The organism is Gilvimarinus japonicus (genome assembly GCF_042847215.1).
GTDB classification, from domain to species: Bacteria; Pseudomonadota; Gammaproteobacteria; order Pseudomonadales; family Cellvibrionaceae; genus Gilvimarinus; species Gilvimarinus japonicus.
Window position 1 is genome coordinate 38,192 of the sequence record NZ_AP031500.1, and the last position, 22,424, is coordinate 60,615.

At 54.3% G+C, this 22,424-nt stretch carries 20 protein-coding genes; 12 read left to right on the forward strand and 8 right to left on the reverse strand.

Going from position 1 to position 22,424, the window contains the following annotated elements; genetic code table 11:
* Positions 1–25: 25 nt before the first annotated feature.
* From trkA to def, 4 genes are all read right to left on the reverse strand, one after another.
* A complete protein-coding gene (gene trkA, locus ACGHAD_RS00155) occupies positions 26–1,411 on the reverse strand; it encodes a Trk system potassium transporter TrkA (RefSeq protein ID WP_339617788.1) in 1,386 nt (461 codons plus the stop codon).
* An 81-nt stretch (positions 1,412–1,492) separates the two neighbouring features.
* Positions 1,493–2,797, reverse strand: coding sequence for a 16S rRNA (cytosine(967)-C(5))-methyltransferase RsmB (rsmB, locus tag ACGHAD_RS00160; protein WP_382414235.1), 1,305 nt, complete (start codon positions 2,795–2,797; stop codon positions 1,493–1,495).
* The gene (gene fmt / locus ACGHAD_RS00165; RefSeq protein WP_382414233.1) at positions 2,794–3,765 is read right to left on the reverse strand and encodes a methionyl-tRNA formyltransferase; all 972 of its coding nucleotides are present in this window, start codon (positions 3,763–3,765) and stop codon (positions 2,794–2,796) included. The genes rsmB and fmt overlap by 4 nt, the downstream gene beginning before the upstream one ends.
* Positions 3,766–3,819: 54 nt before the next feature.
* Complete coding sequence (gene def / locus ACGHAD_RS00170; RefSeq protein ID WP_339617791.1) at positions 3,820–4,326, reverse strand: peptide deformylase; 507 nt, start codon at positions 4,324–4,326, stop codon at positions 3,820–3,822.
* Between the two features lie 168 nt (positions 4,327–4,494).
* Here def and ACGHAD_RS00175 point away from each other — a divergent pair, with 168 nt between their 5' ends.
* The 6 genes from ACGHAD_RS00175 to aroE all read left to right on the forward strand — a co-directional run bounded on the left by ACGHAD_RS00175 (position 4,495) and on the right by aroE (position 9,859).
* Entirely contained in the window at positions 4,495–5,538 is a 1,044-nt protein-coding gene (locus ACGHAD_RS00175) for a LysM peptidoglycan-binding domain-containing protein (RefSeq protein WP_382414231.1), read from the forward strand.
* Positions 5,539–5,608: 70 nt separating this feature from the next.
* The gene (dprA, locus tag ACGHAD_RS00180) at positions 5,609–6,730 is read left to right on the forward strand and encodes a DNA-processing protein DprA (protein WP_382414229.1); all 1,122 of its coding nucleotides are present in this window, start codon (positions 5,609–5,611) and stop codon (positions 6,728–6,730) included.
* 151 nt (positions 6,731–6,881) lie between these two features.
* Entirely contained in the window at positions 6,882–7,388 is a 507-nt protein-coding gene (gene purE / locus ACGHAD_RS00185) for a 5-(carboxyamino)imidazole ribonucleotide mutase (RefSeq protein ID WP_339617794.1), read from the forward strand.
* Between the two features lie 4 nt (positions 7,389–7,392).
* Positions 7,393–7,962, forward strand: a complete 570-nt coding sequence (locus ACGHAD_RS00190) for a Sua5/YciO/YrdC/YwlC family protein (RefSeq protein ID WP_339617795.1) — start codon at positions 7,393–7,395, stop codon at positions 7,960–7,962.
* 65 nt (positions 7,963–8,027) lie between these two features.
* Positions 8,028–8,948 carry an oxygen-dependent coproporphyrinogen oxidase gene (hemF, locus tag ACGHAD_RS00195; RefSeq protein ID WP_382414227.1) on the forward strand — a complete coding sequence of 307 codons (921 nt, stop codon included), beginning with the start codon at positions 8,028–8,030 and terminating at the stop codon, positions 8,946–8,948.
* A gap of 74 nt (positions 8,949–9,022) precedes the next feature.
* Positions 9,023–9,859 carry a shikimate dehydrogenase gene (gene aroE, locus ACGHAD_RS00200; protein WP_382414225.1) on the forward strand — a complete coding sequence of 279 codons (837 nt, stop codon included), beginning with the start codon at positions 9,023–9,025 and terminating at the stop codon, positions 9,857–9,859.
* Between the two features lie 52 nt (positions 9,860–9,911).
* Here aroE and ACGHAD_RS00205 read toward each other — a convergent pair whose 3' ends face one another.
* Positions 9,912–11,060, reverse strand: coding sequence for a glycoside hydrolase family 19 protein (locus tag ACGHAD_RS00205; protein WP_382414223.1), 1,149 nt, complete (start codon positions 11,058–11,060; stop codon positions 9,912–9,914).
* A gap of 679 nt (positions 11,061–11,739) precedes the next feature.
* On the opposite strand from ACGHAD_RS00205, the gene ACGHAD_RS00210 reads away from it, so the two are divergent.
* On the forward strand, positions 11,740–12,384 hold the full coding sequence (locus ACGHAD_RS00210; protein ID WP_382414221.1) for a DUF2959 domain-containing protein: 645 nt from the start codon (positions 11,740–11,742) through the stop codon (positions 12,382–12,384).
* 71 nt (positions 12,385–12,455) lie between these two features.
* On the opposite strand, the gene ACGHAD_RS00215 is transcribed toward ACGHAD_RS00210, so the two are convergent.
* The 3 genes from ACGHAD_RS00215 to hpf all read right to left on the reverse strand — a co-directional run bounded on the left by ACGHAD_RS00215 (position 12,456) and on the right by hpf (position 16,571).
* Entirely contained in the window at positions 12,456–14,078 is a 1,623-nt protein-coding gene (locus tag ACGHAD_RS00215) for a hypothetical protein (protein WP_382414219.1), read from the reverse strand.
* Between the two features lie 83 nt (positions 14,079–14,161).
* Complete coding sequence (locus tag ACGHAD_RS00220; RefSeq protein WP_382414218.1) at positions 14,162–16,063, reverse strand: alkaline phosphatase PhoX; 1,902 nt, start codon at positions 16,061–16,063, stop codon at positions 14,162–14,164.
* A 169-nt stretch (positions 16,064–16,232) separates the two neighbouring features.
* Positions 16,233–16,571, reverse strand: a complete 339-nt coding sequence (gene hpf / locus ACGHAD_RS00225) for a ribosome hibernation-promoting factor, HPF/YfiA family (protein ID WP_339617802.1) — start codon at positions 16,569–16,571, stop codon at positions 16,233–16,235.
* Between the two features lie 174 nt (positions 16,572–16,745).
* On the opposite strand from hpf, the gene ACGHAD_RS00230 reads away from it, so the two are divergent.
* The 5 genes from ACGHAD_RS00230 (at position 16,746) to ACGHAD_RS00250 (ending at position 22,424) form a co-directional block, all read left to right on the forward strand.
* Positions 16,746–17,168, forward strand: coding sequence for a secondary thiamine-phosphate synthase enzyme YjbQ (locus ACGHAD_RS00230; protein WP_382414215.1), 423 nt, complete (start codon positions 16,746–16,748; stop codon positions 17,166–17,168).
* 114 nt (positions 17,169–17,282) lie between these two features.
* The gene (locus ACGHAD_RS00235) at positions 17,283–18,026 is read left to right on the forward strand and encodes a FadR/GntR family transcriptional regulator (RefSeq protein WP_339617804.1); all 744 of its coding nucleotides are present in this window, start codon (positions 17,283–17,285) and stop codon (positions 18,024–18,026) included.
* A gap of 142 nt (positions 18,027–18,168) precedes the next feature.
* Positions 18,169–18,945: an SDR family NAD(P)-dependent oxidoreductase gene (locus tag ACGHAD_RS00240; protein WP_382414213.1), complete on the forward strand. Its 777-nt coding sequence runs from the start codon at positions 18,169–18,171 to the stop codon at positions 18,943–18,945.
* 91 nt (positions 18,946–19,036) lie between these two features.
* Positions 19,037–19,912 carry an SMP-30/gluconolactonase/LRE family protein gene (locus tag ACGHAD_RS00245; protein WP_382414211.1) on the forward strand — a complete coding sequence of 292 codons (876 nt, stop codon included), beginning with the start codon at positions 19,037–19,039 and terminating at the stop codon, positions 19,910–19,912.
* A 106-nt stretch (positions 19,913–20,018) separates the two neighbouring features.
* Positions 20,019–22,424 carry an EAL domain-containing protein gene (locus ACGHAD_RS00250; protein WP_339617807.1) on the forward strand — a complete coding sequence of 802 codons (2,406 nt, stop codon included), beginning with the start codon at positions 20,019–20,021 and terminating at the stop codon, positions 22,422–22,424.

A 22,424-nucleotide genomic window follows, 5' to 3' on the forward strand; every position in this document is an offset into this window, starting at 1 on the left:
AGTCTGGATCATGTGTCTGCGCCGGTTAGAAGAAGGTAAAGCCCACTTGAAAGAGCTTTTCGATATCGCGAATGTGCTTTTTGTTGAGTAGAAACACAATCACGTGATCGCCCGATTTAACCACCACGTCGTCGTGGGCAATAATAACTTCGCTGCCAGAGTCGGTATCGCGCACAATGGCACCGATGTTGGCACCTTGGGGAAGGTCGATATCCTCGAGGGCACGACCGACCACTTTGGATGAATTTTTGTCGCCGTGGGCAATAAGTTCGATGGCCTCCGCAGCACCGCGCCTTAGTGAGTACACACTTACCATGTCGCCTCGGCGCACGTGGGTAAGCAGGCTACCAATGGTGGTGGTTTGCGGTGAGATGGCAATATCGATATCGCCCCCTTGTACTAAGTCTACATAGGCGGGGTTGTTGATTAGCGCCATGACTTTGCGGGCGCCCAGCCGCTTGGCCAACATGGACGACATAATATTGGCTTCATCGTCGTTGGTTAGCGCTAAAAATACATCGGTGTCTTCGATGTTCTCGTCGCGTAACAGCTCTTGGTCGGAAGCGCTGCCCTCCAACACAATGGCGCGCTCTAAATGTTCGGATAAATGCGCCGCCCGTTTTTTGTTGTGCTCGATCACCCGGACGTTGTAACGGCCCTCGAGTTTGCGTGCCAAACGCATCCCGATATTGCCGCCGCCGGCAATCATGATGCGCTTGTAGGCGGTTTCCATGCGGCGCAACTCGCTGATAACAGCGCGAATATCGTTTTTGCCCGCGAGAAAGAAAACCTCGTCATCAGCTTCGATTACCGTCGAACCGGTAGGCATAATGGCCCGTCCTCGGCGATAAATCGCCGCGACCCGGGTGTCCACTGAGGGCATATGCTCGCGCAAAAAGCGCAGTTCTTGGCCAATCAACGGGCCGCCGTGGTAGGCCTTAACCGCCACCAACTGCACCTTACCTTCGGCAAAATCCAGCACCTGCAGGGCACCGGGGGTTTCGATTAGGCGGAATATGTAATCGGACACCAACTGCTCGGGGCTGATTAACACATCGATGGGAATGGCATCGTTGCAGAACAGCTTGTTATTGGTGAGGTAAGCGGTGGCGCGAACGCGGGCGATTTTGGTGGGGGTGCGAAACAAACTGTGCGCGACCTGGCAGGAGATCATGTTGGTTTCGTCGTTGTTGGTAACCGCCACCAGCATATCGGCGTCTTCGACGCCAGCCTGGACTAAGATGTCCGGGTGAGAGCCAGAGCCGGTGACTACACCGATGTCTAGCCTGTCACGCAACTCGCGCAGGCGGGCACCGTTGTTGTCGATGATGGTGATGTCGTTTGACTCGCTGGCGAGGTTTTCCGCCAAGCTTGCACCCACTTGCCCCGCACCGAGAATAATAATTTTCATAAACCTGCCAGGTTTCTTTGTGACGATTGCTGCGGGTCAGCTGCCGCAGCGCAAACTTTACCGCTTTTGAGCGCCACTTGGCTACGCCGGGCCGCTTTTTATCAGTCGGGCGTAGTAAAACCCATCGTGACCATCTTGTTGTGGCAGCAGCTGCCGCCCGTTGCTTTGGGGATGTCCCCAAGCGGCCTCGATTGGATCTTCGCTGGCGCTGGTGGTGCGCGCTAAAAAGGCACTGATAACATCGCGGTTTTCGGCCGGCAGGGCCGAGCAAGTGGCGTACAGTAAAAGGCCGCCCACCGCCAGTGTGGGCCATAACGCATCCAGTAGCTCACCTTGCAATGCGGCTAAACGCGCAATGTCATCCGGCGTGCGCAGCAGCTTGATATCGCTGTGGCGTCGCACAATGCCGCTCGCTGAGCAGGGCGCATCCAGCAAGATCCGGTCAAAGACTTGGCCGTCCCACCAATCTTGGGGGCGCGTGCCGTCGCCCGCGATGGTTGTGGCGTTAACCTGCAGTCGGGTCAGGTTTTCGGCGACGCGGGTGAGGCGCCGCTCTTCCAGATCGAGCGCGACGACCTCGCTTAGTCCCGGCTGGCTTTGCAGTATATGGCCAGTCTTGCCGCCGGGTGCCGCGCAGGCGTCCAGTACTCGCAGACCGGGCGATAACCGCAACAATGGCGCGGCCAGTTGTGCCGCCTCATCTTGTACGCTTAAAAGGCCGGCATTAAAGCCCGGCAAGCCGGTGGGGTTGCAGGCCTCATCCAGAGTGATGCCTGCGTCGCTGTACTGGCAAGGCTGGGCCGCGACCGCCTCGGCCTTGAGTTGCGTAAGGTAATCGTCGCGCGAGCACTGGTTTAGGTCGAGCCTTAAAGTAAACGGTGGATGGGCGTTGTTGGCCGTGACGATCTGGTCGATAGCGTCAGGCCACGCCTTAGTGTAGGCGTCCAGTAGCCAGCGCGGGTGCGAGGTATTAAATTCCGCGTCATTGGCCAGAGCCTCGCGCAAGGTGTCGGCGCCGCGCTGAAAACGCCGCAGTACGCCGTTCACCAGTTTGGTGGCCCACGGCTTTTTTAACACCCGAGCCACGGCAACCGTTTCGCCAGTGGCGGCATGATCGGGAATGCGGGTGTATTCCAGCTGGTACAAACCCAGTAACAATAACGCGGTTATATCGCTGTCTTTACTGCGCAGGGGTTTATCGAGCAGTTGCCCAAGGTAGGCGTTCAGCCTGGGGTAGTAGCGCATAGTGCCATAGCAAAGCTGTTGCACCAGTGCCCGGTCGGCTTCAGCCACTTTACTTTGCCAGACGGGAAGTGCACTCGAGAGCGAGCCCTTGCCGCGCAGTAGCTCGGCTAGGGCGCGGGCGGCGGCGACCCGCGGTTTCAAAGGTCTACCTCAGGCTGGGCAAAACGCTCGCCGATGCGGAATAAGTGGGCGTTGCCGCGCAGTATGTCGGCCACCGCCAGCGCGCGTTTACCCGGCAGTTGCAGGTGGGTTAACTGCAGTGAGCCGGTGCCGCAGGCGACACGAATGTAATCGTTCGCGATGTCGGTAATAGTGCCGGCCGGGGCGTTAGTGGCCGGGCCCAGGCTCGCTTGCCACACCCGAATACGGGTGTCTGGGGTGTTTTCGGGGCGACAAAATGCGATTGGGAACGGGTTAAAAGCGCGCACTTTGCGCTCGAGCTCTGCAGCGCTTTGGCGCCAATCGAGCTCAGCCTCGGCTTTGGTGATTTTGGGGGCGTAATTGCTGTGCGCGTCGTCTTGAGCGTCTGGCTGTGCGGTGCCACTGGCCAGTTGCGCCAAAGTGTCGGTAAGCGCCGGGCTGCCCAGTGCGAGCAGCTTATCGTGCAGACTGCTGCCGGTGTCGTCTGCGCTTAGGGGACAACTGACTTTTGTCAGCATGGCACCGGTATCAAGCCCCACATCCATTTGCATAATGGTGACCCCGGACTCGGTGTCACCGGCCTCGATCGCGCGCTGAATGGGTGCAGCGCCGCGCCAGCGCGGCAGTAAAGACGCGTGGACATTGATGCAGCCAAGTCGCGGTGTGTCGAGCACCGCTTTGGGCAACAGCAAGCCATAGGCCACGACGACCATAACATCGGCATGGTACTCGGCCAGCAGGGCTTGTTCGTCGGCGCCTTTTAAACTCAGCGGTTGGTGTACGGGCAGCTCGGCGGCTAAGGCGCGCTCTTTAACCGGGCTGGGCTTGAGTTTTTTGCCGCGCCCGGCAGGGCGGTCGGGCTGTGTGTAGCAGGCCACTACTGTGTGGGGGCCTGCCAGTAAAGTGTCGAGGTGAGCGGCGGCAAATTCGGGTGTGCCGGCAAATATGAGGCGCAGCGGAGCGGTCATGAAAGTCCTTAATGTATCGCAGCGCCGGCAGCCTTATGACTGCCAACGAGTGCTCTAGGCACGGGCGCGATGTTGTTTTTCGAGCTTTTTGCGGATGCGCTGACGTTTGATCTGAGAAATATAATCGACAAACAGTTTGCCGTTTAAATGATCCAGCTCGTGCTGGATACACACGGCGAGCAGGCCATCGGGGATCAGCTCGAAGGGTTTGCCGTCGCGATCGAGTGCGTTCACTCTAACCTCAGTGGGCCGGTCGACGCTTTCGTAAAAGCCAGGTACCGATAAGCAGCCCTCGTCGTAGGGGGCTTGGTCTTCCCCAAGGACGGTAACCTCGGGGTTGATCAGAACCAGCGGTTGGTCCTGATTTTCCGATATATCGATAACCACAATCCGCCGGTGGACGTTAACCTGGGTGGCAGCAAGGCCGATACCCGGACAGGCGTACATAGTCTCGAACATGTTGTCGATTAACTCGCGTACGCTGTCGTCAACGGTTTCGACCGGTTTGGCGATGGTGCGCAGACGAGGGTCTGGAAACTCAAGAATTTCTAATAGTGCCATAAGCTTTGTGACAAACTTCTAGTAAAAGGGTAATAACCGCTGCTAACATGATGATCGCACAGGAATTACCCTGAGATTTGATGCGCCTAGCAGTTCGCTTCGCTAGGTGCAGTAAGCTATTATAACGACTAAACCGCTCAGGGCCGAACAAAAACAGGATCGGTTTCTATGAAAAAAATGATTTTTGCTGTTCTGGCGCTGTCGTTGTCGGTCGCCAGTCTCTATTCTTGGGCTGAATCTGCGCCCTTCAAGTCTGACTCGCCCGATGAGTATGTCGTGGTTAAAGGCGATACGCTATGGGGGATTTCCGATAAGTTCTTGGAGTCGCCTTGGATGTGGCCCGAGATATGGCACGCCAACCCTGATATTGATAACCCACATTTGATCTTTCCTGGCGACGTAGTGCGCTTGGTGTATATAGATGGCCAGCCACGTTTAACCGTCGATCGCACTGTGCGTATGGCGCCCGGGGGCGACGCCAAGCTCAAGCCAACTATTCGTGTTATGCCCGTAGAAGAGGCGATTCCGGCGGTTCCGCTGGATAAAATCGCAACTTACTTGTCGCGCTCACGCATTGTGATGCCGGATGAAATCGAAAACTCGCCCTATATGCTGGCAGGTCCGGAGCGCCGTCTCATTGTCGGTGAGGGCGATATTGCCTACGCCCGCGGCAACTTTGATGATGATATCGACAACTACAATATCTTCCGTGAAGGGGAAACCTTTATTGACGAAGAAACCGACGAGCTGCTCGGGATTCACGCGTTGGGAGTAGGTGGCGCTCGGGTCGATAAAATCGACGGTGAGGTGGGTCGTGTGATGATTACCCGCTCATACGAAGAGATCCGTGCCGCCGATGTCTTGTTGCCAGCGCGTGAGCGCTCGGTAGATTCTATTTTTTATCCCAGCGCTCCCGACTTTCCTATCGAAGCGGAAATCCTGGCGGTAGAGGGTGGTGTAAGCAAAATCGGTAAAATGGACATTGTGATCATCAATAAAGGCGATCGCGATGGTCTGCAGGTCGGGAATGTTTTTGAGGTGTTTGTGCGCGGTGAGCTGGTTGACGACCGCGTCGCCGGCGAGCGTATTCAACTGCCGGATGAGCGCGCCGGTTTAATAATGGTTTTTAGCACCTTCGATAAGCTCAGCTTTGGTATTGTGATGGAGGCGACTCGCCCCATGACAATCGGCGATGCGCTGCGCAACCCTTAAGCTTTATCTTTTAACCCCGGTGTTTCTGAGGCATTGAAGCACCGGCTACCATAGCAAGGATGCTGTGCTTATGAACGACCCCTCCGACTGCTTTGTCTCACTGCTTACGCTGTTGCGTCTTCCCGGCCTAGGCGCCTCTACTTACGCTGATCTGCACCAACACTTTGGCTCCGCGGCGGCGATTTATAGCGCCGGCGCGGCTCAGTTGCGACCGTGGCTTGAGCCGTCAAGTCTGCAGTTGCTGCAAACACTGCGGGACGATCCACAACACGAGTGGCACAGCGCGGTGGCCGCCGAGATGGAATGGTTGGCAGCGCACCCCGACGTTAGCGTCGTGGCCTGGGGCTCGGACGACTATCCACACCTGTTAGCACAAGTGGCCTCTGCGCCCGCACTGTTGTACGTTCGGGGCGCGCTGGCCGCCCTAGAGCTGCCCCAGCTAGCGATTGTCGGTAGTCGCAACCCCAGCGCAGGCGGCCGCAACAACGCCCACGAATTTGCTCGCTATTTGGCCGGTGGTGGTTTTGCCATTACCAGTGGCTTGGCGCTGGGGGTGGATGCCTGTGCCCACCGTGGGGCGCTGGATGCCGGGGGTGTCACCGTCGGGGTGCTGGGTACGGGAATCGATCGGGTGTACCCCGCGCGGCACCGGGATTTAGCGGCTGAGATTTTAGATAACGGCGGAGCACTGGTGTCAGAGTTTCCGCTGGGTACCGGCTCAGTGGCCAGCAATTTCCCGCGTCGCAACCGCATTATAAGCGGCCTCAGTCTGGGCACTTTAGTGGCCGAGGCGGCCGTCAAGAGCGGCTCATTGATTACCGCGCGTTATGCACTAGAGCAAGAGCGCGAAGTCTTTGCGATTCCCGGGTCAATTCACAACCCCATGGCCAAGGGTTGCCATGCATTGATTAAACGTGGCGCCAAGCTGGTAGAGTCGGCCAGCGATATTGTCGAAGAGCTAGGCGGGGCGCTGGCTTTTAAGTCGCAACAAATAACACCCTCGAGCCCGGCAAAAACGCTGAGCGCCGGCGATCAGCGGTTGTTGGACCTTATGGGCTATGACCCGGTGAGCCTGGATACCTTGTGCCAACGCAGTGGTATTGATGCCGGTACTCTGGCGGCACAGCTAATGGATCTCGAACTCGACGGTTGTATTACCCAAAATGGTAGTTATTTTTGCCGAGCCCAGTAACGGTAAGTGGTTGCGGTCCTATTGGTTAGTCGTTGGTGAGCTCGGTTTTTACAAAAAGCGGACGAAATACGTACAATAGATGCGCAAAATTCTTGTCAGCGGTAAGCTCTTGCTGTAAATTTGCCGGCTTTTTCCAACTGGGGTAATTATCATGAGCAAACCATTTGTTGCGATTCTGATGGGGTCGGATTCTGATTTGCCGATCATGGAAGCATCTTTTGCCGTACTTAAGAGCTTGGATGTGCCTTTTGAAGCGAAAGTAAGTTCCGCTCACCGCACGCCAGAGGCGACCCACGCCTACGTACAAGACGCCGACAAGCGCGGTTGCGCGGCCTTTATCTGCGCCGCTGGTATGGCCGCCCACTTGGCCGGTGCTGTTTCAGCCAATACTCTTAAGCCAGTAATCGGTGTACCTATCAACTCATCACTGGACGGTTTAGACGCTTTGTTGTCTACCGTGCAAATGCCCGGCGGGGTTCCGGTTGCCACTGTTGCCATCGGCAAAGCCGGCGCTAAAAATGCCGCATATCTGGCCGCGCAAATCATTGGCACGTCGGATGCCGAATTGCATCAGCGCTTAATCGCCGAGCGCAAAGCGAATGCGGATGCGGTAATCGCCAAAGACCAAGCGCTGCAGGAAAAGCTCGCGGGTCAGTAAACCTGTGACGGTTCCTGTTGACCTGAGTGGGGTCGAGCGAGCAGCGCGAGCGGCTAAAGCCGGTGGCGTGATTGCTTACCCCACCGAGGCCGTATGGGGGCTCGGGGTCGATCCCGACAACGAGTCCGCCATTCGCCGCTTGCTGGAGCTTAAAAGCCGGCCCAGAGCCAAAGGGCTTATTTTAATCGCTGCCAGTGCGGCGCAACTCGAGCCGTGGCTCGCGCCACTGGCGCAGAGTGATCGGGACCAGCTGTTAAACACTTGGCCGGGTCCGGTAACATGGTTGGTGCCAAACAATGGGCACGCTTCTCACTGGGTTACCGGCGACTTCGATACGGTTGCTCTGCGCGTAACCGACCACCCTCTCGCACAAGCGTTGTGTTTGGCGTTTGGCGGCCCCTTGATCAGCACCTCGGCTAACCCTCAGGGCCTAGAGCCTGCGCGCACCTCCGTGCAAGTCCAACACTATTTTGGCGATCAAATTCAGGCGCTCGCTCCCGGTCAAGTTGGCGCGCGCACTCAGCCGTCCGAGATTCGCGACCTGCAAACCGGTAGAATACATCGGCCCGGCTAAACAGCTAGCTGCCTAAAAGGCCTTGCACAGGCCGACCCGTACTTGCCAATTGATGGAGAGATGGCATGAGCCAAGATTCAGCCGCACCCGATAAACACGCCGTGAAGTGCTATTTACTGCAGCTGCAAGAGACTATCTGTGCCGGCTTATCTGCCATTGATGGCGGCCAATTTGTCGAGGATGAGTGGACTCGTACCGAGGGCGGCGGCGGTCGTTCGCGGGTACTAGTTGATGGCTCGGTTATCGAAAAGGGCGGTGTCAATTTCTCTCACGTTCACGGCACCCAAATGCCGGCCTCAGCCACAGCCCATCGACCCGAGCTTGCGGGCCGCTCGTTTGAGGCGATGGGCGTGTCTTTGGTGATTCACCCCAACAACCCCTACGCTCCCACCAGCCACGCCAATGTGCGTTTTTTTATCGCCGAAAAATCCGGCGAAGAGCCCGTGTGGTGGTTTGGTGGTGGTTACGACTTAACGCCTTATTATGGGTTTGTCGACGACTGCCAACACTGGCATCAAACAGCCTACGATGCCTGTGCCCCCTTTGGCGAGGAGATTTATCCTCGCTTTAAAGCCTGGTGCGACGAGTATTTTTACTTAAAACACCGCGATGAAGCACGCGGTGTGGGCGGCTTGTTTTTTGACGACCTTAATGCCAAAGGCTTTACCGAGAGCTTTGCGTTAATGCAGGCGGTGGGAGACAGTTATTTACCCGCTTACGCACCGATTTTAACGCGCCGTAAAGACACACCGTTTGGCGAGCGTGAGCGACAATTTCAGCTGTACCGTCGCGGCCGCTACGTCGAGTTTAATTTAGTGTACGATCGCGGCACTTTATTTGGCTTGCAAACCGGTGGTCGCACCGAGTCGATTTTAATGTCCCTACCACCGTTGGTGCGTTGGGAGTACGATTGGCAACCCGAGCCACATTCAGCCGAAGCGCGCCTGAGCGAAGATTTTTTGCCACCGCGCGACTGGCTTAAATAACAATAAATGCAAAGCGTAAACGTTCGGTAAACATTGTCTGATAGGTTTGCCGCTCGTTGACCAATAGGTAACCCATGAGTGATACATACGCCGTATTCGGCAACCCCATAGTGCAAAGTAAATCCCCTGTGATTCACCGCCAGTTCTGCGAGCAAACCGGTGAAGACATGACCTACACCAAACAACTTGTGGCCGAGGGCGAGTTTGCCAGTGCGGCCAAAGCATTTTTTACCGGAGGCGGCCATGGCTTAAATATTACGGCCCCTTTTAAGCAAGATGCGTTTACCTATGCCAATACACTAACCGAGCGCGCGCAGCGCGCCGGTGCCGTAAACCTACTTACCCAGCAAATCGACGGATCGGTGACCGGCGATACCACCGATGGCATCGGTATGATCAACGATATGCTCAACCTCGGCTGGGAACTATCGGCTAAACGTATTTTGGTGTTGGGTGCCGGCGGGGCAGTGCGCGGTGTGTTGGAGCCCTTATTAGGGCAAAACCCCTCTGAGTTGTGCATTGCCAATCGCACCGCCAGCAAGGCAGAGGATCTTGCGCGAGACTTTCACGACCTGGGTACGGTAAGCGGCGTGAGCTTAGAGGATTTAACCGGTAAACAATTTGATATTGTCATTAACGGTACCTCTGCCAGTTTGCACGGCGCGCTACCACCGCTACCCGAACATTTACTGGGCCCAGACGCGGCGTGTTACGACATGATGTACGCCGCTGAACCAACCATTTTTATGCGCTGGGCCACTGAGCACGGCGCGACGAAAGTGGCCGATGGCTTAGGTATGTTAGTGGGACAAGCGGCCGAGTCGTTTTACGCGTGGCGCCATATCCGGCCGGAGGTCGTACCCGTCATTACCCAGCTGCGACGTAAAATGAGTGAAGGGAAGAGTAAATAAAACTTTGCACCGGTTAAGCGCCACCCGCGCAAGCGGCGGGTGGCTTTAAGGTTTAACAGTCTAAGTTATTGCCGGGCGTCGTACCCAATATCTGGGTGAAGTCGAGGTAGGTATTAATGCGACTTTGCACCTGCCCCGGGTTGCCGCCGTTACACTCCAACGATCCGTTAATCGTCCGAATGGTCTCACCAAAACCATTACCGTTAACCATTGAGTCGTGCGCCGGACGGTAACCCGCACCGCTTTGCGTCATCCAAAACCATAGTGCCGTGCGCCACGCGGTTGTTGGGTTCTGCGCGACTTGATCGGGGTTAGACCACAAATCCAGCCCCAGTGCCTGACCTGCGGTACAGTAGTTGTAGTTCCAACTTAACTGAATCGGGCCGCGACCGTAATACTTTTTGCCCGCCGCGCAAACGCCACAGGCGGTAGCGGTGCCCGAGCAGTAAGTGCCTTGGGCAATCTCATTGATGTAATACAATCCACTGGTTTCATGCGAGAAGTTAGCCAGCGCCGCTGCCGCTTCACGTTTTTGCGTGGTGAGGTTACCTCTGGTGCTAAAGGCCGGAAAAGTAGCCGCCGCATTCACCAAACCTGCATAGGTATAAAACGTATTGCGGTTAGGGAACATCTGATTAAATTGCGCTTCGCTGACAATCGCTGAAAACCCATTGCCGCTCGGTGTCGATGAAGAGCTGCCGCCGCCATTGCCTCCGGGACAAGACGATGTTGGATCCCAGAACCAGGTGCTGATGGTCGGATCGTAACCGGGATTATCGTGCTCGGCGATATAATAAGAGCCGCCGTACACCACCACATCACCCGTGTAATAAACAGCCGACGATGACCATTGCGGGCACGAACCATTGTTCGAACCATTGTTGTTTGACGACGAACTGGACGAGCTAACAGATGAACTGCTGGAGCTGGAAGAGTTTCCGCCGCCGGTGCCGTTGCAGGCGCCTAAACTATTCCAGGCGTTGCTCCAGGCCCAGCCATCACCTGGCGCATAGGGCCCACCAACAGAACACCAGCCACCGACCGTACACTGGTAAGCACTGTTGTTGTTTTTGACAATAGCGCCGTTACTGTACGAGCTGCCGTCCGAGTACTGCGCTGTGCCCGAGCAATTGTAGGCAAACGCTTGCTGCGCGCCCAGCAGTGCAAAAACACACACCGCTATATTTTTTATAAATTTCATAATGAAATCCTTTCTGTGCATGGGGTTAGTTGTAATACCGCTCTACCTCAGCGGGGCTTCACCACACAGCTACTACGCGTTTCCCAACAGCAGTTTAAGGGCGGCGGGCAGGCGCCTAAACAAAGGATTGTGCGCTGACTCTTTTCAGCTAGGTTTACCGTTATCGTCATGTATAGCCGTTATGGGTTAACGGTCGCGCGAGTTTAGTTATTGTCAGGTGGACTACGCGCGGCACTCATTGGGCGAGTGCTGGCTAAACCATAGGCCCGAAGGACAACGTTGTCAATTTTGTTTGTTAACAGTGAGATAAAAGTCCGAAATCGACGAGTGGCGCGAATAGTTGGCTTAGTTTTTTTCATCTATCGCGAGAACCTGAAAGGATTATTTTTGTTGAAAATCTAGCAAAATTCTTCGAAGGTTTGACTTGGCGGGAGCCTCAGGGTAATTTCAGTTAAAATTCAAATTAAACACAGGACAGGCTCTCTATTCTCGGAATCTCTTTGGGGAGCCTGTTAAAATGTTATGCCTAAATAGGCACTTCTCTGGTCTTCTTCCACGGGATACCCACTTTCTTACTATTAGCAATTGTTCTCGTATGAGAACTACTCGGCAACGCAGACATCATTTGTGCGGCGTTGGAACGGGGCTTTCTAACCAATTCAGTTAAAGGTAAAAATGTATGTCAATCAGTCGTTGGTTTCTCAGTTCTTGTTTGGTCGTTGTTCTGGCGGGTTGTCAGTCGATGTATTACGGCGCGATGGAGAAGGCGGGTTTTCACAAGCGAGATATCATGATTGATCGAGTGGAGTCGGCTCAAGAGGCACAAACCGATGCCAAAGAGCAATTCGAATCCGCTTTAGAGCAATACCAATCGATCATCAAGATTCAAGATCAGGACCTAGTGGAGCGCTACGACAAACTTAACGGAGAATATGAAGACAGTAAAGCCGCCGCTGAGTTGGTGTCCGAGCGAATTAATTCGGTCGAGGATGTATCAGATGCTTTATTCGATGAGTGGGAGGATGAAATTGAACTCTACAGCAATGCCAACCTTAAACGACAAAGTGAAGCCAAATTAAGCCAGACCAAAAAACAATACCAAAAACTCATTAAAGCCATGCGTAGCGCAGAGGCGCGCATGGAGCCGGTATTACAAGTTTTTCAGGATCAAGTTTTGTTTCTGAAGCATAATCTGAATGCGCGAGCCATTGACTCGCTACAAGGTGAGCTGAGTAATATAAATACGGAAGTCGCTCAGCTGATCAAAGAAATGGAAAAATCCATTGCTGAATCAGAGGCGTTTATTAGCAGCCTTAAGAATTAGTAAAGCACTTCTGCTCGTTCTGTGCTCTAAATTTATGGAGGCTACTTACGAGCCTCCATAAATTTTACTTTTTACTCCCAATCCAGCCTTATATCCCAGCTATAGCGGTGCTCACTATCCAGCGGTTCTATTGCGGTATCAATCGTTTGATAGACGTTGTCTGCTGGAGTTAGCACCGCGTCGCGACCGAACAAAAAGCTTTGCTCTTGGACGATACGGTAATAGGCTTTGTTTAAATCTAAAGCTCGCTCGGGCGATGGGGTAATTAAGTCGTACAGAGTTTCTTGTGCGGCGACTTTTTCGCGCTTAACCATTCCTTTGCTGTCAAACCAGCGCTCTAACATTTCGGCGTTTTGGCGGAATTCATCGCCGCCGCCTACGCGCTCTAGGTAGGTTAAATACTCGCCTTGGGTTTCGCCTATGTTAGGTGCATCGGTAAGGGATTTTAAATCGATATAACCCCAGCCGATGGCGCCCGGTTTTTTGCGGGCAAAGGCGAAGGTTTGATCGATGGTGGTGCCGATGGTTTTGTGGCAGCCCATGCAAAAGAATTGCTCCTGATCATTTTGTTTGCGCATTTCGCCGTCGGCGTTTTCGATAAAGCCCCACAGCAACCAGCCCATGCCATTGCTCATACCGCGATCATCGTGATTAACCACCGCCGGTAAATTGCCAAAGTGCTTTTCTTTGGCTTCGCGATAGTAGCTGTTGGTTAATCGCTCTTTGGGCATAAAGGTGTCTTTGCGCATGTAGCGCACTTCTTTCATGCGACGGGCGTTGGTGATGCTGCCATCTTCTTTAATACCTACGTAGCGGACGGTGTGTAGAAACTCGGTGCCTTGGGGGTAGAGCATATGGGTAACGGGAAACTTTTTCGCATCGCCAAAGTAACGCGTAGTACGATTTACGCTGGTAACGTCCGAGTCGAGCTGGCCGTCGCCGTTAAAGTCGATACCGCTTGCGGCTTCGTCAAGGGCGATGCTGGGTAAACTGGATTTATCGACGATGGCCATTTCGAGTAGGCTTAAATTGGCAAAGTAAAGGTCGCGTGAGTATTGGCCGTCGATTTCACTAAAGGCGTCGGGCAGCCGAATCATAACGTCATCGGTGGAGCCGTTGGTGGGCCAGAAAGTGCTGGGTACGGGTTTGTAATTAAACGCTACCCAGCGGCTGCCGTCGAGTGCCAAACCGTCTTGGTCAAAAGCGCCGGCGCCATCGGCAAGATTGGCAATAACGGGAGCGCGGCCACGCCATGCATCGGATTGAAACCACGCGGCTAATGCCGAATAGTTATCTTGGTTGATATAATTGCGCATAAAGTCGTCATCGATGTTGTCGATCTCAGCGCTGCGGTTTTTAAATAAATTGCTCCAGCGGTTGGTGTTACCGATGTCGGAGAAGTCGTAGCTGCCCTGCAAAAATCCATCGTTCATCATGTTGGGGCGCGCACGATCGCCGGTGTAGCTTTGGTGGCAAATGTAACAGGGGTTATTTTTGCCTTCGGTTTTGGTGTAGCACTGGGGTGGAATAACCGCTTCGGGATTATAGGTTTCGTTGTGGGTTATATAATCTTGCGGTGCATGCACGGGGTCGGCACTGGCTATTTCGGTTAAGTTTTGTGGCGACTGATCGCAGCCGCTGAGTATAATCGCGGCGATAAAGAGTAAGCTGTTGCGTAATCGGTTGTGGTTCATGGTGTTGCCTGTGGGGGTCGTCTAAACGAAAAAAGGAGCCGCAGTGCGGCTCCTGAAACAGTTACGTATTATTAGTTATGTCATTAATCATTAACGCTTGGGTCGTACATCCACAAGGTGTTGTTTTCTTGGAAACCGTCTTCACCGATAATCAGGCGGCCGTCGTCCAAGACAATGACGTTGTCAGGTTGTGATAAGGCGTTGACGTCGCAGCGCAGGGCACCATCCAGAGTAGAGCGGTAGGTAGAGCCCATAACAACCGGTTCGATACGGTTGGTACTGTAAGCGTCGGCACCGCTAAGAAGAGGCATGCGATATACACCGCCGCAATCTTTTACGCGAGCTGACAGTTGAATATCGCCTTCGCCGTCAATCATGCCGTTGTCCATATCGGCAATGGCAAAGTAAACGTAGGCTTGCGATACGTCTTCACCGGCTACTAAGTCGGTACCTTCAACGGCTTCTTGCGCGCGCTTTTGGTTAGTGTAGATACCTTCAAACTTGCGCCACTCGGCGGTGGCGCCTTTGGCGCGAGCGGCTTTGCGCGACTCTAAAAACGCGATGCGATCGTCCATCGCCATGCCGGCGGTGGTGCTGCCGCCGCCGTTGGCAACGCTTGGGAAGTTGGCATCCCCGGCGGCCCAGGCCTCGGCATCGGCGTCGGTTAGGTAGTTACTTTGGCCTTCCACAAAATCGGCGGTGGTGATGCCGTCAAAGTCGGCAATCCAGCCGTCGATGGTGGCGTTGTCGCCGTGAGCCAGCTCCACCCACTGCACGTCAAAGCCTGTGGTGAGCGGCTCAAAGCTGCCGGAGTCTTGGGTGAGCTTGGCGCCGTATAACGTGCCCGAGGAGAGATCCGCAGCCGTGTCGGCAACAAATTTAAACAACACACCGTTGGTGTCATCTTGTGACAGATACACGGTTTTTTGATCGGGCATCACGATGGAGTTTTCGTGTTCAAAACGACCCAAGGTGTAATGCTTAACAGGCTTGGGCTCAGCACTGGTGGGCTCGGTAATTTCCACGATGTAGTGATAGCGATACGTATTGGGGAAGCTTGAGGCGCCATCGGCATCGGTGGCAGTAGGGTCGATGTACATGGCCAGCGCGTCGCGGCTGGTTTGCAGGGAAGGGTCGTTCCACTCTTCGGTGCTGTCGCCTTGGTTGCCCCACTCCTCGGAGGTGAGCGGTGTACCCCAGGGTGAAACCGAGCCAAAACAGTTAGCGATGGTGCCGTAAATGCCAAAATCCAGCATCTGTACGTCGTTGCTGTCCACTGACCAGTAGCCGCTGCTGGCGTTTTTGTTGAGCTTTAAGCGGCTCATGCCGCCGGGGATCGATTCCCAGTTGGTAAACAAATAGCCTTGGTTTTCGCCGGTGGGCACAAAGCCGTTAAAGTCGGGGTCGTCGATAGAGGCGACTACGGTTGACTTATCGGTGGCTAAAACGGTGCCTAAGCCCTCTGGCATGGCGCCGCCAAAGGTGTCCATGGTTTGCGCGATTACTTGGTATTCGCCGTAGGCCACCTGAACGGTCTGACGCTCTTGCTCGGTATCGGGCACACCGACCGAAACTAAGTGTTTCGGCAGCTGATTGATATTAACGCCAGCTAGTACGCCTACGGTGCCATGGTTAAAGCTTTTGCCGTCACTGTCGGTCGCGCTGTTGGCGCTGTCTGGGTGTTGTACGTTAAAAAACAGATCGCCGTCTTCGGTGGCAAAAGCACCGGTGACTTCGGCGCCAGCGGGCACGGTTGCTAGACGGGTTAGGCCGGGGGTCATCAGACTGGCGTTACCGCCGCCATTGCTGCCATTGCTTCCGTCTGAGCCATCAGCACCGGCGGGGCCCTCTGGGCCTTGTGGGCCGGCCGGACCTTGTGCGCCGGCGGCACCATCACTGCCATCGTCGCCGTCACAAGCGGCCAAAGCCATTACGCTAAGCATCGCCAGCGCGAGTTTTCCTTTACCGTTTAGCCGAAACGTCATTGTGTTCTCCTCGATCAATAGTTATTAGCACGGTTGAAGTGCCAACACGTTAGAGAGGAAAAATGACGTTAAATATCAGCTTTGATGACGTTTCTATGAAACTTTTGTAACAGCTTTGCTTTTGGCGGGAGCTTCGCCGCCACAGCTGGGTGCTGTGGCGGTGGTCACATTAAGAGGCTTGATCGACAGGCTCTTCTTCCGTTAGTTGCGGTTTTTCGTGACGGTTAGATTTAACCGAGCCCTTGCGGTGGGCGAGGGCGGCCTCAAGCTTTTTGGCGGCTTGAGCGATGGCGGCGTACATATCGTGGTTGGCGGCTTGTACCGCAACCGCCGCGCCTAAATACTGGGTGGTGGCCTCGACACTTTGGGAGGCGCGCTCGACCGTTAAGGTCACAGAGAGCGATTCTAGCTGGGGGAAATGCGAGTTAACTTTACCAAACTTGGTGTTTACTGCTTCACGAATAGCGTCGGTGATATCGACATGGTGACCGGAAAGTTGGATTTGCATACACTGGATTCCTTGTACCATTAAGAAAAGTACCACTAAAAAGTACTACTTGATGGAGGCGAGACATTTTCGTCGGCCTCTTGTTAAACATGCGCCTGAAAACGGTAAAATTCAAGCGCGAATCGCATAAAATTTTCATCAACACCAAACAGCACACAAGGCGGGATTAACGTTATGTGGCAACAAACTAAATTTAGTCTTACCCCGCGCGCACGAGGGTTTCATTTGATCACCGACGAGGTCGAGCGCCAGTTGCCGGATATTAGCCAGTTAAAGTGCGGTTTGCTGCACCTGTTTATTCAGCATACCTCGGCCAGCCTAAGCATTAATGAAAACGCCGACCCGACGGTGCGCATTGACCTTGAAAGCCACTTTAATGAGTTTGTACCCGAGCGCGCGCCCTATTATCGCCACGACTATGAAGGTGATGATGATATGCCGGCGCACATTAAAAGCAGTATTTTAGGGGTGAGTGTCAGCGTGCCGATTAGCGATGGCCGCTTGAATCTGGGGGTGTGGCAGGGGATTTATCTGTGTGAGCACCGCAACCGCGCCGGTGCGCGTCAGCTGGTCGCGACCGTACAGGGAAGTGAGTAATCACTATTGCTCTGGCAGCCAAAAGGCAGCAGCTTTTTACCCATGACTGCGGTAACATTGGCGCGGGTTGGCGACGTTTGTTGTCAGCCGTGATAATAACAACGTGGATGGTCTATGAATAATTTTGATGGCAACCGCAACCTGACGCATCAAGTGGCTTATGAGCTGGGTACTGCGATCGTGCAAGGTAAGTATCGGGTTGGGGATGCATTCCCGACCGAGGCTGAAATGTGCACCCAGTACGACATTAGCCGCAGCGTGATCCGCGAGGCGGTGAAGATGCTGACGGCTAAGGGGCTAATCTCGTCGCGCCCGCGTCAGGGGATTCGCGTGTTGCCGTCCACCCAGTGGAATATTTTTGATACCGACGTCTTGAGCTGGACCTTGAGTGGCCGGCCCTCGCTGGGTTTGTTGCTCGAGTTTACCGAATTGCGCAGCGGTATAGAGCCCGAGGCCTCGGCGTTGGCGGCCCGCCGCCAAAACCGCGAGGCGATTGCGGGTATCGAAGAGGCGTTGGCTCGCTTAAAGCTCGCTGACATTGGTGAAGACGATCCGCTAGAGGCCGACATCGCCTTTCACACGGCCATTTTAATGGCCAGTAACAATCGTTTTTACATTCAACTCAGAAGTTTTATTCAAGCGGCTTTACGTGTCAGTATTGCCTGTACCAACCAAATTAAAGGCGTCAAAGCGGGCAGCTATGATGACCATAAGCGGGTTTACGATGCCATTGACCGCGGTGACGCGCCGGCGGCTCAGGCGCATATGAGCGCCTTGTTGGGCGAGGCGTTAGAGCTGATTCAGGCATCCATCGGGGCGCGCACGAGCACCGATGGCCAATTGCCATCGCTGGGTTGATGCTGCGCTGCGAGCAGCGGCCGGCTGTTTGCACAGAGGTACCGACCGTGAGTTCAATCGCGCAGACGCAGCATTTTGGGGCGCAAAACGATATACTTTGCACCGTTTCGGATAAATCCGCACAAGGTGTTCGAGGTAGACCATGACACAACCCACTGAGCGAACGCTCTATCCCAGCCTGCACGGTAAGCGGGTATTTATTACCGGCGGGGCCACAGGCATTGGCGCCTGTATGGTTGAGGCGTTCTTGTATCAGGGCGCTAAGGTGGGGTTTGTGGATATTGCCGCCGATGAGGGCGCTAAGCTGTGCGATGAGCTAGCGGCCACTTACGCTGACGCTTTGAGTTTTATCGCTTGCGATGTCACCGATGTTGCGGCGCTGCGCGCCAGCATCGCCGAGCTGAGCCAGCAGCTCGGCAGCTTTAATGTGCTGATCAACAATGTCGCCAATGACAAACGCTGTGATCCTCGCTCGCTGGAAGACGCCAGTTGGCATAGCTCACTGGCTGTTAACCTGGATGCTGCGTTTTTTACCACGCGCGCGATTGCCCCCGCAATGGCCGAGACGGGCGGTGGCTCGATTATTAACTTCAGCTCTATTAACGCACTTTATGGCCCCGCCGAGATGCCCAGTTATGTAACGGCCAAAGCCGGGCTGCTGGGGTTAACGCGCGCGCTGGCGTCAGATTTTGCCCGCGATAATATCCGCGTTAATGCGTTGGTGCCGGGCTGGGTGGTGACCGATAAACAACTGGAAAAATGGCTCACCCCCGAGGTGGAGGCAAAGTGGATGGAAAACGTTCGCTTGCAACGCCGCTTAAAGCCGGCGGACGTCGCCAATATGGCGTTGTTTTTAGCCTCAGACGATGCCTCTATGATTACCGGGCAGCAGTTTGTCGTCGACGGCGGCCGCCTGTAACGTCAATCAGCGATGCTACATACGGCGAGGCCATCAACGACTTACCCGATTATGTCCCCAGCGCAGGGGTTAACCTCTAGGGCGGCACGCTATGCGCCTTGTTGACGAGCTGCACGTTGGCTGCGAGCTGGGCGAGGGGGTGCTTTGGCATCCGGGGCAGCAAAGCATCTGGTGGACGGATATCTTAGGCTGCAGGCTTTACTGCTATACCCCTGAGCGCAATAGCCTGCGCGAATTTACCCCGCCGGAGCGCTTGAGCGCATTTGGCTTTACCTCAGACCCCAACCGTTTGATTGTTAGCTTTGCCTCGGGCATTGCCGATTACTGGCCCGCGCAGGGGCGTGTCGGCTGGCTGGCGAGACCCGAGCTCGGGCTGCCGGGACAGCGTTTTAACGATGGGCGGGTCGATCCGGCAGGCCGCTTTTGGGGCGGTACGATGAACGAGCAGCAACCGCAGACACCCAGCTCGGCGCTGTATAGTTACCGCGATGGTTGCCGCACGGCGCTGACCGGTCTGCGTATATCAAACGGTTTGTGTTGGAGCCCCGATGGCCGCACGGCCTATCACGCCGACTCGCCCACTCGGCGTATCACAGCCTATGACTTTTCGGCCGATGGTGATTTGCGCAATCCGCGACTGTTTACCCAAACCCCCGAAGGTGCTTACCCAGATGGCGCTTGTACGGATGCCGCGGGCAACCTTTGGAGCGCTCACTGGGGGGCGGGCCAGGTCGTGTGTTACAGCCCCCAAGGCGATCGGCTGCAAACGCTTGAGCTGCCGGTATCGCAACCGACGTGCGTGGCGTTTGGCGGGCCTGATTACCGCGATTTATACGTAACCAGCGCCTGGGAGGGAATGACGGAGGCCCAGCGTGGGGCTGAGCCGCGCGCCGGCAACCTGTTTGTCTATCGCGGCTTGGGGCAGGGCAGAGCTTGCGACTTTTACCGGCCAAACCTGTCGCCTTGACGACATATCTCTTGTGTCATAACCCGGACTCTGTCATTGTTTTGGGCCCGATTGTCGGGCGTGGGACAAGGATTGTCGCTTTGATAAAAACAAAACAATACGATCTATGACCATCGACCTATTTCAACGTCTGTCTTATAAGTTGGCGCGCACCAGTTTTGTTGTGGTCGTGGTGCTAGGCGTATTAGTGGCAAGCTTGCAGGTTTATCTCGATTTTCGCAGTCATTACCAAGAAATTCGTGAAGGTGTTGAGGAGATCAGCCGGGTAAGTCGCTCAGCGGCGCAACGGGCGGTATTTTTACTGGATGAACGCCTCGCCGAGCAGGTGGTGGACGGCCTTAGCGAATATCGGTTTCTTAATCATATTGCGATTTTTGACGATCAGGATCAGCTGATGGCGGAGTATCGCCAGCCGGTTAAGGTCAGCCAAACCCTGTGGCTAACAAAGCTGTTGGTGGGTGAGTCGGAAGCGTTTGAGTATATGTTGCAGTCCAGCCCCGATGCGCCAACGGGCACTCTGCGCTTAGAGCTGAATAAAGATAGAGCCTTAAGCCCGTTTTATCAGCGAGCCTGGCGAGTGTTACTTACCGGCACCGCGCGCAATATCGGCATTGCTCTGGTGTTGGTGTTGGTTTATCACTTCTTGTTAACCCGGCCGCTGGTGAATTTGGCATCGCGCTTTGCCGCACTCGACCACAGTAAAGTCCCTGTCAATGCTATTCCCCATTTGCGCCAGCACGAGCAAGACGAGCTCGGTTATATTGTTAATTCAGCCAATCGATTGCTGAAAAACTTTAACCAAAAACATATCGAGTTACAGCACCAAAAGCAGCAGTTAAGTTTGATTTTAGATGCCAGCCCCAACCAGGTGTTTGCGGTTAATGGCGATGGTGAATTGCTGTTTTATAACCAAGCCTTTAAGCGTTACTTTAGCGATAATACAACAAACAATTACTTTGCCATGCTGACCAAAATGGGAATCAAAGAGTCCGGTCAGTTAAAGTCTCTCATTGTGCGTGTGTGTCGCAAACAGTCGCCGCTGTTTAATCGGCAGCAACATTTCTCGGGAATACGCAACGAAAGCCACACCATGCAAATGTCATTGGTGCCGTTTGTTTCCGATCATATTATTTATGTCATTGTGGTGCTGGCCGATATCACGGAACTGGTCGAGGCTGAGCAGCGCGTCGAATACCTCGCGTATCGCGATACGTTAACCGGGCTGGCAAATCGCAACAAAATCTTAGAGCAACTGCAAGAAGACCTACACAAATGCAAAGCAGGCAATCGCTACGGCGCGGTATTATTGATTGATTTAAATGATTTTAAGCGCATTAACGATACGATGGGTCACTCTCTGGGTGATGAGCTGCTGCTGCATTTGTCTCAGCGTATGGCGATGCGCGTACATGAGCCGGAAACACTCGCGCGACTTGGTGGCGATGAATTTATTCTAAGTATGCCCGATATCTCCGACGACCTTGAAGAGACGCGAGCGCGAGCGGAATATGTCGCTAGCCGGTTTTTAGAAACCATCAGCCAGCCGGTTACTCTGGGTAATCAAGATTTTTCGGTGAATGCCACTGTTGGCATTGCGCTTTATCCACTCGATGGTGTGTCGGTCGAGTTGTTATTATCTCAGGCCGATACCGCACTAAATGAAGCCAAGCGCAGCGCTGTTAATAACTGCCAGGTGTTTGAGCCGCAAATGGCCGAAGAGGTAAATCGCCTGCTGCAGTTAGAGTCGGATATCCGATCGTCATTTCAAGATCATCAATTTATATTTTACTTGCAACCACTGATCGATTTACACACCCGCTCTCTGGTGGGGGCAGAGGCCCTGATTCGCTGGGAGCACCCGTTGCGCGGCCAGGTACAGCCGGCGGAGTTTATTAGCTTTTTAGAAAACTCCGATATGATCAATCCGGTGGGTTTGCAGCTGTTGGATGATGTGTGTCAGTTTATCCGTTATCACAAAGAAGCCGGCCGCTTCCCCGTGGAGCTTAGGGTGGCGGTGAATATCAGCGAGCGGCAACTTTATGATGCCGACTTTGTCGGTAAATGTTTGTCGGTACTGCGTAAATATAAATTGCCGGGCAGCTGCCTGGAGTTTGAAATTACCGAAGGTGCCGCGCTGCACAACCTCGATGAAGTCGTCGATAAAATGCGCAAGCTGCAAAACGAAGGTATTACGTTTGCTTTGGATGATTTTGGTACCGGTTATAGTTCGCTGAGTTATCTTAAACGTTTGCCGGTTAATAAAATCAAAATCGATAAATCCTTTATTGACGATATCACCATCGATCCGCAAGATGCGGCGATGGTGGCCTCAATTATCGCTATTGCGCAAAATATGAATCTGATTATTGTTGCCGAAGGCGTCGAGACGGATGCTCAGGCGCAGTGGCTGAGCCAATACGACGGCATACTGATTCAAGGCTATTTGTTTGATCGCCCACTATCGCCCGATATATTTGCCCAAAACTATTTACCTGAGCTTCCCGGTTTTTAA

Coding starts and splice junctions, on each gene's coding strand:
- trkA (WP_339617788.1), bottom strand. CDS start 1,411: ATGAAAATTATTATTCTCGGTGCGGGGCAAGTGGGTGCAAGCTTGGCG.
- fmt (WP_382414233.1), bottom strand. CDS start 3,765: ATGACCGCTCCGCTGCGCCTCATATTTGCCGGCACACCCGAATTTGCC.
- def (WP_339617791.1), bottom strand. CDS start 4,326: ATGGCACTATTAGAAATTCTTGAGTTTCCAGACCCTCGTCTGCGCACC.
- ACGHAD_RS00175 (WP_382414231.1), top strand. CDS start 4,495: ATGAAAAAAATGATTTTTGCTGTTCTGGCGCTGTCGTTGTCGGTCGCC.
- dprA (WP_382414229.1), top strand. CDS start 5,609: ATGAACGACCCCTCCGACTGCTTTGTCTCACTGCTTACGCTGTTGCGT.
- purE (WP_339617794.1), top strand. CDS start 6,882: ATGAGCAAACCATTTGTTGCGATTCTGATGGGGTCGGATTCTGATTTG.
- hemF (WP_382414227.1), top strand. CDS start 8,028: ATGAGCCAAGATTCAGCCGCACCCGATAAACACGCCGTGAAGTGCTAT.
- aroE (WP_382414225.1), top strand. CDS start 9,023: ATGAGTGATACATACGCCGTATTCGGCAACCCCATAGTGCAAAGTAAA.
- ACGHAD_RS00205 (WP_382414223.1), bottom strand. CDS start 11,060: ATGAAATTTATAAAAAATATAGCGGTGTGTGTTTTTGCACTGCTGGGC.
- ACGHAD_RS00210 (WP_382414221.1), top strand. CDS start 11,740: ATGTCAATCAGTCGTTGGTTTCTCAGTTCTTGTTTGGTCGTTGTTCTG.
- ACGHAD_RS00215 (WP_382414219.1), bottom strand. CDS start 14,078: ATGAACCACAACCGATTACGCAACAGCTTACTCTTTATCGCCGCGATT.
- ACGHAD_RS00220 (WP_382414218.1), bottom strand. CDS start 16,063: ATGACGTTTCGGCTAAACGGTAAAGGAAAACTCGCGCTGGCGATGCTT.
- hpf (WP_339617802.1), bottom strand. CDS start 16,571: ATGCAAATCCAACTTTCCGGTCACCATGTCGATATCACCGACGCTATT.
- ACGHAD_RS00230 (WP_382414215.1), top strand. CDS start 16,746: ATGTGGCAACAAACTAAATTTAGTCTTACCCCGCGCGCACGAGGGTTT.
- ACGHAD_RS00235 (WP_339617804.1), top strand. CDS start 17,283: ATGAATAATTTTGATGGCAACCGCAACCTGACGCATCAAGTGGCTTAT.
- ACGHAD_RS00240 (WP_382414213.1), top strand. CDS start 18,169: ATGACACAACCCACTGAGCGAACGCTCTATCCCAGCCTGCACGGTAAG.
- ACGHAD_RS00245 (WP_382414211.1), top strand. CDS start 19,037: ATGCGCCTTGTTGACGAGCTGCACGTTGGCTGCGAGCTGGGCGAGGGG.
- ACGHAD_RS00250 (WP_339617807.1), top strand. CDS start 20,019: ATGACCATCGACCTATTTCAACGTCTGTCTTATAAGTTGGCGCGCACC.